Genomic DNA, 15,538 nt, shown 5'->3' on the forward strand with positions numbered 1-15,538 from the left:
GCCCGTAGCTCAGCTGGATAGAGTACCTGGCTACGAACCAGGTGGTCAGAGGTTCGAATCCTCTCGGGCGCACCATACAGACAGCCTCGACTTCGGTCGGGGCTGTTTTTTTATGGGTGATATTTAACTTTTTGGTGCGGATCCCCGTGCGCTGTTGCGGGTGGATCGCCCGTTTACCTGGCTGTTCTTGTCCTTATTTCTTCCCCTGTCTGTGATTGCGCATAGCTCTTCTGATCGTTGCCCCGCCTCACCACCCTTTGCCTCATCTATAGGCGCCTTGTATGTCTGCTGTTGCAACGGCAGATGCTGCGCAGATCATCACTCAGGGTTTGGCTATCAACATCCTGCAAGGCCTGCTGAGGCGTTCTGCGGGCAATAAAAAAGGATGCCGCAGCATCCTTTGGTATAGAGAGCTTTACTCAGCTTTTCAGCCATTTGCGAATGCGGTTGGCATCGCCGATAGGGGTGCGTTTGCCCACCGAGTTGAGCAGCACGATGGCCAGCTCGCGGCTGTCCGGTTTGGCGCGCATCACCAGACAGCGCCCCGCTTCGTCAGTGAAGCCGGTCTTGGAGAGGCGTACGTCCCAATCCGGGTTTTTCACCAGCGGGTTGGTGTTGTTGAACATCAGGCTGTAGGCGGGGGCGCTGAAGCGCATCTCCCGGTTCTCATCCTGAGTGAACTGACGGATCAGCGGCTGACGATAGGCGGCGGCAGCCAGCTTGCCCAGATCCTGGGCGGTAGAGACGTTGCGGGTGGAGAGGCCGGTGGAGTCGTAGAAGTGAGTATTACGCATTCCCAATTGTCTGGCCTTGTTGTTCATGGCCCGCACGAAGGCACTGCGACCGCCCGGATAGTGACGCGCCAGTGCCGAGGCCATCCGGTTTTCGGAGGACATCAATGCCAGATGCAGGGCGTCGCGGCGGGTCACCTTGGTGCCCATGCGGATGCGGGAGTGTGTGTGTTTGACCCGATCCAGATCGTTCTTGTCGACCGTGATGGTCTGGTTGAGATTCTGTTTGGCATCCAGCACCACCAGCGCTGTCATCAGCTTGGTGAGGGAGGCGATAGGACGTACCTTGGTGGCATTCTTCTGGTAGAGCGTCTTGCCCGTTTTTACATCCACGACCAGGGCGCTGCTCGAGCGTACTTCCAGTTTGGCAGGGTTGGGTGCCGCGCTGACCGCAGGCAATCCCAGCATTCCCATCAACCCGACAACCAGCGCTGCTGCGCGAATCCGACACCACATACAACCGACTCCGTTCCCATCCAAAAAAAGGCGCTAGATTCACTCATTTTTACCCCGGCTTTACAAGGGCCGAGCGGGACTATTTCTGCTATTTGCGCGAAATTGGCGATCAAAAAAGCCCTCTGGCGAGGGCTTTCGGGTCGGGCGTTGGGTGAGGGGTCAATCCCGCGGCTGCGCGGCCCTGCGTTTGCTGATCCAGCGCCAGACCAGCGCCACCATGCCACCCACCAGCAGGGCCACCGGCAGATAGATGATGATGTTGAAGAACTGGGTCTGGTATTCGGCTGCCAGCTTGGTGTGGCTCAGGTAGTAGCCAAACCCGACCAGCGGGCAGATCCACATGATGGAGCTGATCAGATTGACGATGAGAAAGCGCCCCTGCGGCAGCTCGGTGGCACCGACGATATAGGGGTAGGCGGTGCGCACGAAGGCGATATAGCGCGCGGTGATCAGGGTGATGATCCCGTACTTGTCCAGCAGGTGGTAGACCTTCTGCTGGTGTCGCTCTTCCACATGGGACATCAGCCGATGGTAGAGCTGGGTGTGGCCAAGGAAGCGCCCCTGCATGTAACCGAACCAGGTACCGACAAAGGTGGCCATGATCAACAGCGGGATCACCCCTAGAGACAATACATCCTGATAGATGAGCACGCCGGTGAGGATCAGCAGGCTGTCACCGGGCAGAAAGGCGGTAGGGATGAATCCGTTTTCCAGTACCAGAAACGTCAGAATCACACCACAGATCATGAAGGCCATCTTGGGATCGGAAAGTGTGTTCAGATCGTGATTCATAAAGGCGTGAGCCAGTTGGTAAAACTGCTCCATACTTGCAAACTCCGCAGGTTAGCTGGGTTGATCGGTCAAGGGCATGGCGAGCACCTTGTCGATGCGCAGGCCATCCATGTCAACAATTTCCAGTTGCCACTGTTCCAGTGTCACCAGGTCTCCGGTTTGTGGAACACGACCAAGGAGCAGCATGATAAGCCCTCCGAGGGTGTGATAGTGATGTTTTTCTTCTTCTGGCAGACGAACCAGCTCCAGACAGTCCTTCAACTCCGGCAGCGGGATCAGGCCATCGAGCAGCCAGCTGCCGTCGGCGCGCCGGAATGCCCAGTTGTCCTCGCCATCCTCCTGCTGGAAATCCCCCGCCAGCGCCTCCAGCAGATCCTGCTGGGTGACCAGTCCCTGCAACTCGCCATATTCGTCCACCACCAGCGCCATCTGTTCGCTGTGGGTGCGGAAGTGGTTGAGCAGCTCGACGCCGTTGAGGGTCTCGGGCAGCAGGCTGCCCTCCTGGGTCAGGGCAGCCAGATCGATGGGCTCCCCCTTGATATAGGCGTGCAGCACCTTGCTGACATTGATGATACCCACCAATTCTGACAGGTTGCCGTCGCAGACCGGAAAATAGCTGTGGCGATACTCCACCAGCCGCTGCAGGTTGGTCTCCAACGGCAGAGCCAGATCCAGATAGCGGATATCGCTGCGCGGCACCATCAGGGAGGAGAGGCTGCGCTCGTCGAGACGGAAGACGTTGCGCAGCATGGTGTGCTCATGATCCTCGATCACCCCGGCTTCAGAGCCCTCCACCAGCATGGCGTGGATCTCCTCCTCGGTAACGTTGGCGCTGCCGTTCTGGTTGACCCGCAGCAGCCGCAGGCTGGCATTGGTGGAGGCCGACAGCAGCCAGACGAATGGGCGGGTCAGGGTGGCGAGCCAGTGCATGGGGCGGGCCACCAGACAGGCGATGCGCTCGGCATTGAGCTGGCCAAGGCGCTTGGGCACCAGCTCCCCCACCACGATGGAGAGGTAAGTAACCACCACCACCACGATGACGGTGGCGATCAGGCCGCTGCTCTTGGGGGATAGTCCCCACTCCTGCAACCAGAGGGAGAAGGGCTGGGCCAGCAGGGATTCGCCGTAGATACCGTTGAGCAAACCTATGCTGGTAATGCCGATTTGGACGGCAGAGAGAAAATGGGTCGGGTCTTCGCCCAGTTTGAGGGCAATGGCGGCGGAACGGTTGCCTTCAGAGGCAAGCTTGCCAAGGCGAGCCTTGCGTGCGGTGACGATGGCGATTTCTGACATGGCGAAGACGCCATTAAGCAAAATCAATCCCAGCAGGATCAATATTTCCATACAGCAACAGCACTCCTTGAGTGGATAAGATCGCTGGCAGTGTAATGAATTTGGCGGCGATGCGCTTGTGAAAGCGGGTGATCCGGCTCGCTAATTTGATGACAACGCTCTGCGGTGGCCGAAAAAGATGGCCGGAAAAGGGAAGGATGACCTCGCCAAACGACGTAATGGGTGAGGCGGGTGCTTGGCGAAGTGGCATTGCATGCAGGATGGAAAAGGGCGGGAAGTCCCGCCCTTGCTTATTACTTGTCAGAAAACCTTTATCAGAACTGCTGGAACCAGCGCTGGATCTGGGCCGGATCCTTGCTTTGGGTCAGGGAGAGCATCAGCAGCACCCGCGCTTTCTGCGGGTTGAGAGTGCCGGAGGCCACGAAGCCGTACTTGGCATCATCGATCTCGGCATCCAGGGTGGTGGCGCCGGTCGGCACGCGGGCGGAGCGCACGACGCGGATGCCATCCTTGCTCGCCTTGGCCAGGGTGTCGAACAGGGTGTGGTAGAGGTTACCGTTGCCCACCCCGGCGCTGACGATGCCGTCGAACTTGGCATCCACCATCGCCTTGGCCGGCAAGTCGGTGGCGTTGGCGTAGCTGTAGACGATGCCAACCTGCGGCAGCTTGTCGAGCTTGCTCACGTCAAACGGGGTCTTGCTGGTGTGCAGGCGTGCCGGGCTGCGCTGATAGTCGATCTTGCCGTTGTGGATGTAGCCGAGCGGGCCGAAGTTGGGGGAGGCGAAGGTCTGCACGCCGGTGGTGTTGGTCTTGGTGACGTCGCGGGCATCGAGCACGGTGTCGTTCATCGCCACCATGACGCCACGTCCCTTGGAGGCGGGGTCGGAGGCGGTCACCACGGCGTTGTAGAGATTCATCGGGCCGTCGGCACTCATGGCGGTGGAGGGGCGCATGGCGCCGACCAGTACCACCGGCTTGTCGCTCTTGACGGTCAGATTGAGGAAGTAGGCGGTCTCTTCCATGGTGTCGGTGCCGTGGGTAATGACGATGCCATCAACGTCATCCTTGGCCAGCAGCTCGTTGACCCGCTTGGCCAGCTTGAGCCACACCTCGTCGTTCATGTCCTGGGAGCCGATCTTCACCACCTGCTCACCCTGCACATCGGCCACGTTCTTCATCTCGGGCACGGCGGCGATCAGGGTTTCGATGGCCACCTTGCCAGCCTCGTAGTTGGACTGGGTAGCCGACTGGCCTGCCCCGGCAATGGTGCCGCCGGTTGCCAGAATATGGACGTTGGGCAGGGCCATGGCCATGGGGGAGAGGGTCAGGCCGACGACGGCGGCGAGCAGGGTCTTGCGGATCGGTAGGGTCATGCTGCAAATCCTTATGGTTGGAATAATCGCAGCAAGTTTGCCCGTTTAATAACCTGGGTCTGTGATAAAACTCACCAAAAGACAGGTGAGTACAGATTTTTAACCTGTTTTATACCTCTATAGAGATAATTTAACTCGCAGAGAAACCCTTGGCTTCGATCAGGGCGATCAGCTCGGCCTTGCTCAGCTCGCTCTCGATGACGGCCTTGCTGCTGGCGAAATCGACGGTCGCGGTAGTGACTGCAGGCTGGGCCAGCAGGGCTTTTTGCAGACTGGCGGCGCAGCCACCACAGGACATGCCGGACACTGTGAGTTCGATGGTCATGGAATATCTCCTCTGTTGATGAGCGCCAGCCTAAAGCTGCCGCCTCCGGCAAGGTCAAGCCGTCAGTACATAAGACCCAGATAGTTCATCAGGATGGCTCCCTGCCGGTGTATGGGTGCCAAGGTTCGTGGTGGCGATGAGGTTGGCAGTTTCCTCGGGCAGGGTCAGTACATAAGACCGAGGTAATTCATCAGAGTTGCCCCGAGGCTGGTAGTAACCAGCGATCCAAGGGTGGTAGTGGCGATGATGTTCGCTGCCAGCACGCTGTCACCCCCCATGGCGCGGGTCATCACATAGCTGGCGGCGGCAGTCGGGGTGGCGCTGATAAGAAACAGGATGCCGAGCTCCAGATGGCTGAAGCCGAGCAGGGCTGCTCCCAGAGTGAACACCGCTGGAATGAGGCAGAGCCGCATCACGCTGGCCCAGCCGGTCAGCGCCGCCCCGCCGCGCAGGGCGCCGAGACTGAGGGAGGCGCCGGTGCAGAGCAACGCCAGCGGCAACGTCATGTTGGCGAAGTAGCTGCCGGTGGTGAGCAGCAGTTGCGGCATCTTGATACCGAGCAGGGTAAACGGCAGCGCCGCCACAATGGCGATGATGAGCGGATTCTTGATGATGCCGAGCAGAATGGGGCGGATACCGGTGGCACCGCCGAGACTGCGGGTGAGGGTGATCACAGCGAGAATGTTGTAGAGCACGGTCACCGCGCCGACATAGAAGGCCGCCGCCCCCACCCCTTCGTGGCCATAGGCGTTCTGCACATAGGCGAGCCCGATAATGGCGCTGTTGCCGCGAAAGCTCCCCTGCACGAAGATGCCGCGCAGTCGCTGCTCCCCGATAAAACGTCCGGCCAGCAGCTCCAGCACCAGATAGCTGATAACGGTGGCGAGCAGGCCATAGCCGATAAACCAGAGGCTCGGCATGGTGGCGAAGTTGGTACCCAGAATACTGAGAAAGAGCAGAGCGGGCAGGGTGACCTGAAACACCAGTCGCGAGGCGGATTCGGTAAAGGGATCCGGCAGCAGCCCCAGCCGCTTGAGCAAGATGCCGAGCAGCAGCACCACGCAGATGGGGCCTGTGATGGAGAGGGAGAAGAGCAGACTGGCCAGCAGATCCATGATGGGCGTCCTGTGCTGTGCCCACACACCCTGACGGCGGGGCAAAAAGGGCATTCTAACGCCATGGGCTTGTATTCACAGGGGTTAATCACAACAATGTGGGCAATTCCACCGCCTAGCCTCCTGTGAGCCAATTCATGGACAAGAAACTGACCATCCTCGATATCGCCAGACTGAGTGGCGTCGGCAAGTCGACCGTCTCCCGGGTGCTCAACCAGGATCCCAAGGTGAAGCAGGAGACCCGCGAGCGGGTGGAGCAGATCATCGCCGAGCACGGCTTCGTGCCGAGCAAGTCGGCGCGGGCCATGCGCAGCCAAAGCCAGCAGGTGGTGGGGATCATCGTTTCCCGGCTCGACTCCAGCTCGGAGAATCAGGCGGTGCGCGGCATGCTGGAGACCCTCTACCAGCGTGGCTACGATGCTGTGCTGATGGAGAGCAAGTTCTCCCCCGCCAAGGTGCAGGAGCATCTGGCGGTGCTGGAGCGGCGCGGAGTGGATGGCATTATCCTGTTCGCCTTCAATGACTTGGACTATGCCGCCATGACGCCGCTGAAAGAGAAGCTGGTGCTGGTCGCCCGTGAATATCCCGGTTTCTCCTCGGTCTGCTTCGACGACGCCGGTGCGGTGCGCACCATGCTGGCGCAGCTGGCAAGCCGTGGCGCCCGCGACATCGCCTATCTGGGGGTGGATGCCTCGGATCTCACCACTGGCCAGCGCCGCCTAGATGCTTATCTCGCTTACTGCGCAGAGCAGGGGTTGCGTCCGCGCAGCGCCCTCGGAGATCTCAGCCTGCAGAGCGGCTACCGGCTGGCGGCCGAGCTGCTTACCCCCTCCACCCAGGCGTTGGTCTGCGCCAGCGATACCCTCGCCATTGGTGCGGCAAAATACCTGCAAGAACAAGGGCGTAGTGAGGTGCTGGTGACCGGCCTTGGCAACAACCCCATGCTCAGTTTCCTCTTCCCCAACGCCCTCACTCTCGATCTTGGTTACAAGGGGGCAGGGGAGCAGGCGGCGCGTCAGCTGCTCGGCCAGATTGAGCAGGCTCAGCCCCCGCTGGTGACTATCGCCCCCTGCCGAACCCTGTGAGCCCCATCACTTCCGACTGAACAAAAAGTGCGCTTTTTGTGATGCTGGCCACGAATTGGGAACGTTCCCATTTCGATCTAGCCAGATTGTCGGCATGCTAAATGGGAACGATACCAAGAACGCTCCGGCCGATAGACTGGCTCAAAAGGGCGATACAGACCACTATTCAATGGCGTCACAGAGGGAAGACCCATGTCCAAGATCAACGCACAGCAGCTTGCCACCCTGATCGACAAGATCGGCGGCAAGGAGAACATCGCCACCGTCAGCCACTGCCTGACCCGGTTGCGCTTCGTCCTGAACGATCCGGCCAAGGCCGACAGCAAGGCTATCGAAACCATTCCGGCAGTGAAGGGAAGCTTCACCCAGGGCGGTCAGTTCCAGGTGGTGATCGGTAACGAGGTAGAGCAGTGGTACAAGGCGCTGACCGAACAGCTCGGCGTCAGCGGTGGCAGCAAGGAGACCGCCAAGCAGGCGGCGCGCCAGAACATGAATCCGCTGGAGCGTGGCATCTCCCATCTGGCGGAGATCTTCGTACCGTTGCTGCCCGCCATCATCACCGGCGGTCTGATCCTGGGCTTTCGCAACGTCATCGGCGACATCAAGATGTTTGACGATGGCACTCACACCCTCACCGAGATCAGCCAGTTCTGGGCGCAGCTACACGCCTTCCTCTGGCTGCTGGGCGAGGCGATTTTCCACTTCCTGCCGGTCGGTGTTTGCTGGTCTGCAGTGAAGAAGATGGGTGGCTCCGAGATCCTCGGTATTGTGCTGGGGGTGACGCTGGTGTCACCGCAGTTGATGAACGCCTACGGCATTGGTCAGCAGACTCCCGAGGTGTGGGACTTCGGCCTGTTCGTGATCCAGAAGGTGGGTTATCAGGCTCAGGTCATTCCGGCGCTGCTGGCGGGTGTCTTCCTGGCTTGGGTTGAGACCAACCTCAAGCGGATCATTCCGGCCTATCTCTATCTGGTGATTGTGCCGTTTGTCTCGCTGCTGCTGGCAGTGATCGTGGCTCACGCCTTTATCGGCCCGTTCGGTCGCTGGGTTGGTGATGGTGTCGGTTTCGCTGCCAAGGCTGCCATGACCGGCTCCTTCGCTCCTATCGGCGCCGCCCTGTTCGGTTTCCTCTACGCACCGCTGGTCATCACCGGCATCCACCACACCACCAACGCGGTGGATCTGCAGCTAATGCAGAGCATGGGTGGCACCCCGATCTGGCCGCTGATCGCCCTCTCCAACATTGCGCAGGCGTCTGCGGTCGTTGGCATCATTCTGATTAGCCGCAAGGAGAACGAGCGGGAGATCTCGGTGCCTGCTGCCATCTCCGCCTACCTCGGGGTGACCGAACCGGCCATGTACGGTATCAACCTCAAGTACAAGTTTCCCATGCTGTGCGCCATGGTGGGGTCCAGCCTTGCCGCCCTCATCTGCGGTTTCGCCGGGGTGATGGCTAACGGTATCGGGGTAGGCGGCCTGCCCGGCATCCTCTCCATCCAGCCGCAATACTGGGCGGTGTTTGCCATCGCCATGCTGGTCGCCATCGTGGTGCCGGTGGTGCTGACCTTGCTGGTCTACAAGCGTCAGCAAGCCGCTGGCAAGTTGGCCCAAGCCAGCGCCTGACAATGATTATCAGGGCGACCCGCGGGTCGCCCTCTCCATTTCATATTCGAGACAAGAGAAAGACCCATGAGCCAAACACCCTGGTGGCAGAGTGCCGTGATTTACCAGATTTACCCCAAGAGCTTTCAGGATTCCGCTGCCCGTGGCACCGGCGATCTCAAGGGGATCATGGCCCGCCTCGACTATCTCAAGACCTTGGGCGTCGATGCCCTCTGGCTGACCCCTGTCTACGTCTCCCCGCAGGTGGACAACGGATACGACATCGCCGACTACCTTGCCATCGACCCCGCCTACGGCACCATGGATGATTTCGAGGCGCTGCTGGCCGCCGCCCACGCGCGCGACATCCGCATCGTGATGGATATCGTGGTCAACCACACCTCCACCGAGCACGCCTGGTTCAAGTCGGCGCAGGGGGACAAGAACAGCCCCTACCGCGACTACTACATCTGGCGCGATCCGATTGATGGCGGCGTGCCCAACAACTGGCAATCCAAGTTTGGTGGCAGCGCCTGGGAGCTGGACTCGGCCACCGGTCAGTACTACCTGCACCTGTTTGCCCGCGAGCAGGCGGATCTCAACTGGGAAAATCCGGCGGTGCGCGCCGAGGTTAAAAACATCATCCACTTCTGGGCCAAGAAGGGGGTGGACGGTTTCCGACTCGACGTCATCAACCTTATCTCCAAGGATCAGGCGTTCCCGAACGACGAGATTGGCGATGGCCGCCGCTTCTATACCGACGGCCCGCGCATCCACGAATTCCTGCAGGACGTGAGCCGCGACGTCTTTGCTCCGGTGGGGGCCATGACGGTGGGAGAGATGTCCTCCACCAGTCTGGAGCATTGCCAGCGCTATGGTGCCCTCGATGGCTCAGAGCTCTCCATGGTATTCAACTTCCACCACCTCAAGGTGGATTACCCCAACGGCGACAAGTGGACCAAGGCGCCGTTCGACTTCCTCGAACTCAAGCGCATCTTCAACCACTGGCAGAGCGGCATGCACGGCAAGGGGTGGTCGGCGCTGTTCTGGTGCAACCACGATCAGCCGCGCATCGTCTCCCGCTTTGGCGATGAGGGCGAGCATAGAGTTGTAGCCGCCAAGATGCTGGCCAGCACGCTGCATGGCCTGCAAGGCACCCCATACATCTATCAGGGGGAGGAGCTCGGCATGACCAACCCCGGCTATCAGCACATTAACGACTATCAGGATGTGGAAAGTCGCAACATCTTCGCCATCAAGCAGGCGGAAGGGATGAACGAGGCCGAGATCCTCGCCATTCTCGGTACCAAGTCCCGCGACAACTCGCGCACCCCGATGCAGTGGAGCGCTGCGGCCAATGCCGGTTTCACCCAAGGGACGCCCTGGCTCAAGCCAGCCGCCAACTATTCCGAGATCAATGCCGAGGCGGCGCTGGCCGACCAGCACTCGGTGTTCTGGCACTATCGGGATCTCATCGCCCTTCGCAAGGCGCACCCCATCTTCACTCAGGGGGATTATCAGGAGCTGCTGACGGGGCACCCGCAGATCTGGGCCTACGCCCGTCGCGCCAACGGACAGACCCTGCTGGTGGTGAGCAACTTCTACGGCGAGCCGGTTGAGTTTGCCTTGCCTGCCGAGCTGCAAAGCGGGCAAGGTCGGCTGCTGCTCGGCAACTACCCCGATAGTCCAGCTCAACCGCAATCGGGTATGCTGCGCCCTTATGAATCCCTGATCTGGCTGATGGAGTAGGTAATGGAGAAGGTGGTGCGCGGTACCGAGTGGCAGAAGATGGTGGCGGGGCAGCCCTATGATGCGGGTGATCCTGAGCTGAAAGCGGCGCGCGAGCGCTGCCGCCGGCTCTATCACACCTTCAACACCAGCTGGCAGGAGAAACCAGCGCGGGATGCTTTGCTGCACGAGCTGCTCGGTGGCCGCGGCCAGGAGTGTGCCATCAATCCGCCATTCTTCTGCGACTATGGCGCCAATATCTTCGTCGGCGAGAACTTCTACGCCAACGTAGGCTGCACCATCCTCGACGTCTGCGAGGTGCACATCGGCGACAACGTGCTGCTGGCGCCCGGGGTGCAGATCTACACCGCCGCTCACCCGGTGGCGGTGGTGCCACGTATCAAGGGTGTCGAGTTCGGCAAGCCGGTGCGGATCGGTCACAACGTCTGGATTGGCGGCAGCGTCGTCATCTGCCCCGGCGTCACCATCGGTGACAACAGCGTCATCGGTGCCGGTTCGGTGGTGACCAAAGATGTGCCCGCCAACGTGGTGGCGGCTGGCAACCCTTGCAAGGTGCTTCGGCCGATGACGGCACAGGAGCTTGAAGGCGTCATCCAGCGGTGAACAGGGACCATGAACGCTATTGCTATCTGATTGATAGAAAAGCGACTTTCAGATTGTTTTGCATTCAGTGCTTATGTTCGGGGCCGCTTGGTCGATACTGTTGAGTGCAGGAGGAACCCTATGGATATATCAAGTTCTGCAAATGCGTCGTTTGGTTCTGCTCTGATGACGGCCAGTCTGGCCAAGAAACAGCAGACCCAAGAGGGCGAAGCTGCGCTGAAGCTGCTGCAAAACGCAGCGCAATCAGCGCCGGTTGCACCGACATCGGCCAGCGCTTCCCTGGGAAGCAAGATCGATATTCGCGTCTGACCCTAATGAAAAAGCCCCCATCTCGCGATGGGGGCTTTTTTATCTCTGCGATTTGCGGGATCAGACCGGGAAAGGAGCCGGCGCCTCGAAGGTCATCCGTTCCCCGCTGCGGGGGTGGCTGATGGTCAGCATGGCCGCATGCAGGTAGAGATGGGGGGCAGCCGCCAGCGCATCCGGATGGGCGTAGAGGTTGTCACCCAGGATCGGATGCCCCAGCTCCAGCATATGGACGCGCAACTGGTGCGAGCGACCTGTGATGGGAGTCAGCTTGATCAGGCTGTTGCCGTTCTCCACTTTCAGTTTTTCCCACAGGGTCAGGGCGTGACGCCCCTCCTCGTGATCCACCTTCTGCTTCGGGCGGTTGGGCCAGTCGACGCAGAGCGGCAGGTCAACCTGTCCCGACTCTGCTTCCGGCTCACCCCACACCCAGGCGAGGTAGTGCTTCTCGGTCTCCCGCTCGCGAAATTGCCGACTCAGCTCCCGATGAGAGTTGGGATTGAGGGGAATGACAATGACGCCAGTGGTGGACATGTCGAGGCGATGAGCTGCCGCCGCCTTGGGGTGTTGCTGTTTCACCCGATGCAGGACGCTGTCTTCATTCTCGGGGCCGCGCCCGGGGACGCTTAGCAGGCCAGTGGGCTTGTTGACCACCATGATGTCCTTGTCCTTGAACAGGATATCGAGCCAGGGTTCCAGAGGCGGTGAGTATTCAAACATAAATGTCTCGCATCAGAAGGTGGGGGCAAGCCCCCATCAAGTTATGGGTAACCACGACAAAGCGGCCTTGGGTATCCAGTTTGAGCTGGGTCTGGCCGCTGTCGATCGGTACCTTGTCAGTTATGGGTGACCACGATAAAGCGGATGGCATCCAGCTTGAGTTGGGTCTGATCGATCAGGTGGTGCAATTCTGCCTGCAGATTGCGCAGATAATCCAGTTCGCTGTCGCGCACGTTCGGGTTGACTGCCTTGAGCGCTTCCAGACGATCGAGATCCTGCTGCAGGGTCTGTGCCATCTGGGCGCGCGCCTTGTCGACAATCCCGGCTTTCAGCTCTTCGGCAATGGCCTGGCCCTTGCCAATCAGACCGTGGATCACCGGTTGGGACGCGGTGACCAGCTTGCTGCCGAGGTGGCGGTTGACCGGCGTCAGTTGGCGGTTGAAGGCATCAAACGCCACTTTCTCACCCAGATTCTGGCCGTTCTTGTCCATCAGCAGACGGATCGGCGTCGGCGGCATGAAGCGGTAGAGCTGGGGATGGGCCGCAGACTCGGCGACAAAGATCAGCTCAAGCAGGATGGAGCCGATGGGCAGCGCCTTGTTCTTGAGCAGGGCGACCGAGGTGGCGCCGATCTCGGAGCCCAGGATCAGGTCGATACCGCCGCGCATCATGGGGTGATCCCAGGAAAGCAGCGCCATGTCATCCCGCGACAGAGCTGTGTTGCGATCGAAGGTGATGGTCATGCCATCTTGCGGCAGGCCCGGGAAGCTGGAGACCAGCATGTGATCCCCAGGAGTCAGCACCAGCGCGTTCTCGCCACGGTCATCCTGATTGACGCCGATCTCGTCGAACATCTTGAGAGCGAAGGAGATCATGCCGGTGTCGTCATCTTCGGCGGCCAGCTTGTCGACCAGTTGCTGGGCGGCGGCGCCACCGCTGGAATGGATCTCTAGCAGGCGATCGCGGCCCTGCTCCAGCCGGGCCTTGAGCGGCTCGTGCAGTTCGCGGGTCTTGACCAGCAGGGCCTCGAGGGCTGCCTGATCGCCGGTGTTGGCGGCCAGCAGCTCGAACAGCTCTTCACGTACCGCTTCGAATACCGGGCGGGCAGTCGGGCAGGTCTGCTCGAACGCGTCCAGACCATCGTGATACCAGAGTTGCAGGGCGCGCTGGGCAGTCCCTTCCAGATAGGGAACGTGGATCTCGACGGTATTCTGCTGACCGATACGATCCAGTCGGCCGATACGCTGTTCCAGCAGATCCGGGTTGAGAGGTAGATCGAACAGCACCAGATGGCTGGCAAACTGGAAGTTGCGTCCTTCTGAGCCGATCTCGGAGCAGAGCAGCACTTGGGCGCCACCCTCTTGCTGGGCGAAATAGGCGGAGGCCTTGTCCCGCTCGAGGATCGACATCCCTTCGTGGAACACGGCACCACGGATCCCTTCACGGGTACGCAGCGCCTCTTCCAGCGCGATGGCGGTCGCCGCTTCGGAGCAGATCACCAGCACCTTCTGCTGGCGGGCTGAGAGCAGCAGCTCCAGCAACCATTCTACGCGCGGGTCGAACTGGGTCCAGGTGGCGTTGTCGCCTTCGAACTGCTGGAAGATCTTCTCGGGATAGAGGTAGCGCAGGGCACGGGTCTGCAGATCGCCACCGTTACCACCCATCATGCCCATCACCTTGATGGCAGTTTTGTACTGCTCCGGCAGCGGCATGGGGTACACGTTGAGGTGACGCTCGGGGAAGCCTTGAATATTGGCGCGGCTGTTGCGGAACAGTACCCGGCCGGTGCCATGCTGGTCTAGCAGCTTGGCGACCGCCTGCTGGCGAGCGGCGGCATCGCTCAAGTCCAGCCCTTCCAGCTGGCTGGCGAGGATCTGTCTGGCTTCATCGCTCAGGATCTCGCCATCCAGCAGCTCTTGTGCGGCGCTGGCGACCTGACCATAGGCCTGCTCCTCGGCGAGGAAAGCCTCGTAGTCGTAGAAACGTTCGGGATCGAGCAGGCGCAGACGGGCAAAGTGGCTCTGGTGGCCCAGCTGATCCGGTGTCGCAGTCAGCAGCAGCACGCCCGGCACCTGTTCGGCCAGTGCTTCCACCATTTCATAGGCACGGCTCGGCGCCTCTTCACTCCACTCCAGATGGTGGGCTTCGTCGACAACCAGCAGATCCCACTCGGCTTCCAGCACCTGCTCGAAGCGACGACGCTTCTTGCGCAGGAAGTCGAGGCTGCAGATCACCAGCTGTTCGGTCTCGAAGGGGTTCTCCGCATCGGCAAACGCCTCGATGCAGCGCTCCTCGTCAAACAGGGAGAAGTGCAGGTTGAAACGGCGCAGCATTTCGACCAGCCATTGGTGCTGGAGCGTCTCGGGCAGCAGAATGAGCACGCGATGGGCGCGGCCGGAGAGCAGCTGCTGATGAATGATCATGCCCGCTTCGATGGTCTTGCCCAGGCCAACCTCATCGGCCAGCAGTACGCGCGGAGCGTAGCGGTGACCCACTTCATGGGCAATATAGAGCTGGTGCGGGATCAGGCTGACCCGGCCACCGGCCAGACCACGAGTCGGGTTGCGACGACGCTGGTGCTGGTTGACCAGCGCTTCGTAGCGCAGGGTGAAGCGGGACATCCGATCGATCTGACCGGCGAACAGGCGATCCTGCGGCTTGTTGAACTTGATAAAGTTGTTGAGAAACACTTCCTTGAGGGCAACGGGCTCATTATTGTCAGTGCGCACACCTACATATATAAGCAGGCCGTCTTTCTCCTGCACTTCTTCGACCGTCATGGTCCAGTCTTCGTGACTGGTGATCTGATCGCCCACATTGAAGCTGACCCGGGTGACCGGTGCCTCTTCTTTGGCATACATGCGGTTTTCACCGGTAGCCGGAAACAACAGGGTAACCATGCGTCCTTCAACAGCAACGACAGTCCCCAACCCCAGATCCGTCTCTGTATCACTAATCCAACGCTGGCCAAGTGCAAAAGGCATTAAACTCTCCAAAGCCCAAGAGTGTGTGAATCGCAAAGGGGCGCTATGTTACCCGAAGGCGTGACCTCGATCACCATGCATATAGATGTAGAGAGACCAAATCGCCACAACCTTGATCTGCTACCACCGCCACGCCACCTAGAGGATAGCGAGCTCGCCAAACGGGTGTGTTGTTGCAGGATAAATGCGCTTTTTGGGTGATTAGTGAACGGTTGAACCAAAAAATGCGAATTTAATTCGAAAACACCCTTGCAAGCGTGATCTAGATCCCTATAATGCGCCTCCATCGACAGGGCAAGCGGCAACGCAAACAACCTCGTCGATAACCTCGAAAAGCCTTTGAA

Annotated in this window: 13 protein-coding genes; 5 read left to right on the plus strand and 8 right to left on the minus strand. The window is 60.1% G+C overall.

Annotation, left to right across the window (positions count from 1 at the left end; all coding sequences use genetic code 11):
- Positions 1-419: 419 nt before the first annotated feature.
- The 6 genes from pbpG to G5149_RS20830 all read right to left on the minus strand — a co-directional run bounded on the left by pbpG (position 420) and on the right by G5149_RS20830 (position 6,145).
- Entirely contained in the window at positions 420-1,247 is an 828-nt protein-coding gene (gene pbpG, locus G5149_RS20805) for a D-alanyl-D-alanine endopeptidase (protein ID WP_005348750.1), read from the minus strand.
- A 159-nt stretch (positions 1,248-1,406) separates the two neighbouring features.
- The gene (locus G5149_RS20810; RefSeq protein ID WP_421213585.1) at positions 1,407-2,072 is read right to left on the minus strand and encodes a DedA family protein; all 666 of its coding nucleotides are present in this window, start codon (positions 2,070-2,072) and stop codon (positions 1,407-1,409) included.
- Between the two features lie 18 nt (positions 2,073-2,090).
- Positions 2,091-3,383: a hemolysin family protein gene (locus tag G5149_RS20815; RefSeq protein ID WP_069528721.1), complete on the minus strand. Its 1,293-nt coding sequence runs from the start codon at positions 3,381-3,383 to the stop codon at positions 2,091-2,093.
- A 263-nt stretch (positions 3,384-3,646) separates the two neighbouring features.
- A complete protein-coding gene (ansB, locus tag G5149_RS20820; RefSeq protein ID WP_236323444.1) occupies positions 3,647-4,705 on the minus strand; it encodes an L-asparaginase 2 in 1,059 nt (352 codons plus the stop codon).
- A 130-nt stretch (positions 4,706-4,835) separates the two neighbouring features.
- Positions 4,836-5,030 (minus strand): heavy-metal-associated domain-containing protein, encoded by a 195-nt coding sequence (locus tag G5149_RS20825; protein ID WP_005357810.1) that lies wholly within the window; start codon positions 5,028-5,030, stop codon positions 4,836-4,838.
- Positions 5,031-5,194: 164 nt separating this feature from the next.
- Entirely contained in the window at positions 5,195-6,145 is a 951-nt protein-coding gene (locus G5149_RS20830) for an AEC family transporter (RefSeq protein WP_421213586.1), read from the minus strand.
- Positions 6,146-6,282: 137 nt separating this feature from the next.
- Between G5149_RS20830 and treR the strand changes: the two genes are divergently transcribed.
- From treR to G5149_RS20855, 5 genes are all read left to right on the plus strand, one after another.
- A complete protein-coding gene (treR, locus tag G5149_RS20835) occupies positions 6,283-7,230 on the plus strand; it encodes a trehalose operon repressor TreR (RefSeq protein WP_421213587.1) in 948 nt (315 codons plus the stop codon).
- A 192-nt stretch (positions 7,231-7,422) separates the two neighbouring features.
- Positions 7,423-8,853 carry a PTS trehalose transporter subunit IIBC gene (gene treB, locus G5149_RS20840; protein ID WP_421213589.1) on the plus strand — a complete coding sequence of 477 codons (1,431 nt, stop codon included), beginning with the start codon at positions 7,423-7,425 and terminating at the stop codon, positions 8,851-8,853.
- Positions 8,854-8,919: 66 nt separating this feature from the next.
- Positions 8,920-10,581 (plus strand): alpha,alpha-phosphotrehalase, encoded by a 1,662-nt coding sequence (gene treC, locus G5149_RS20845; protein WP_337073164.1) that lies wholly within the window; start codon positions 8,920-8,922, stop codon positions 10,579-10,581.
- A 3-nt stretch (positions 10,582-10,584) separates the two neighbouring features.
- The gene (locus G5149_RS20850) at positions 10,585-11,184 is read left to right on the plus strand and encodes a sugar O-acetyltransferase (RefSeq protein WP_005343024.1); all 600 of its coding nucleotides are present in this window, start codon (positions 10,585-10,587) and stop codon (positions 11,182-11,184) included.
- A gap of 120 nt (positions 11,185-11,304) precedes the next feature.
- Positions 11,305-11,493, plus strand: coding sequence for a hypothetical protein (locus G5149_RS20855; protein WP_005336040.1), 189 nt, complete (start codon positions 11,305-11,307; stop codon positions 11,491-11,493).
- A 60-nt stretch (positions 11,494-11,553) separates the two neighbouring features.
- Here the strand turns inward: G5149_RS20855 and rluA are convergent, their stop codons facing one another.
- Both rluA and rapA read right to left on the minus strand, forming a co-directional pair.
- A complete protein-coding gene (gene rluA, locus G5149_RS20860) occupies positions 11,554-12,210 on the minus strand; it encodes a bifunctional tRNA pseudouridine(32) synthase/23S rRNA pseudouridine(746) synthase RluA (RefSeq protein ID WP_042081022.1) in 657 nt (218 codons plus the stop codon).
- Positions 12,211-12,326: 116 nt separating this feature from the next.
- Positions 12,327-15,194: an RNA polymerase-associated protein RapA gene (rapA, locus tag G5149_RS20865; RefSeq protein WP_421213592.1), complete on the minus strand. Its 2,868-nt coding sequence runs from the start codon at positions 15,192-15,194 to the stop codon at positions 12,327-12,329.
- Positions 15,195-15,538 lie beyond the last annotated feature (344 nt).

Origin of the sequence: Aeromonas sp. 600479 (assembly GCF_049175515.1) — a bacterium.
Lineage (GTDB): Bacteria > Pseudomonadota > Gammaproteobacteria > Enterobacterales > Aeromonadaceae > Aeromonas > Aeromonas veronii_A.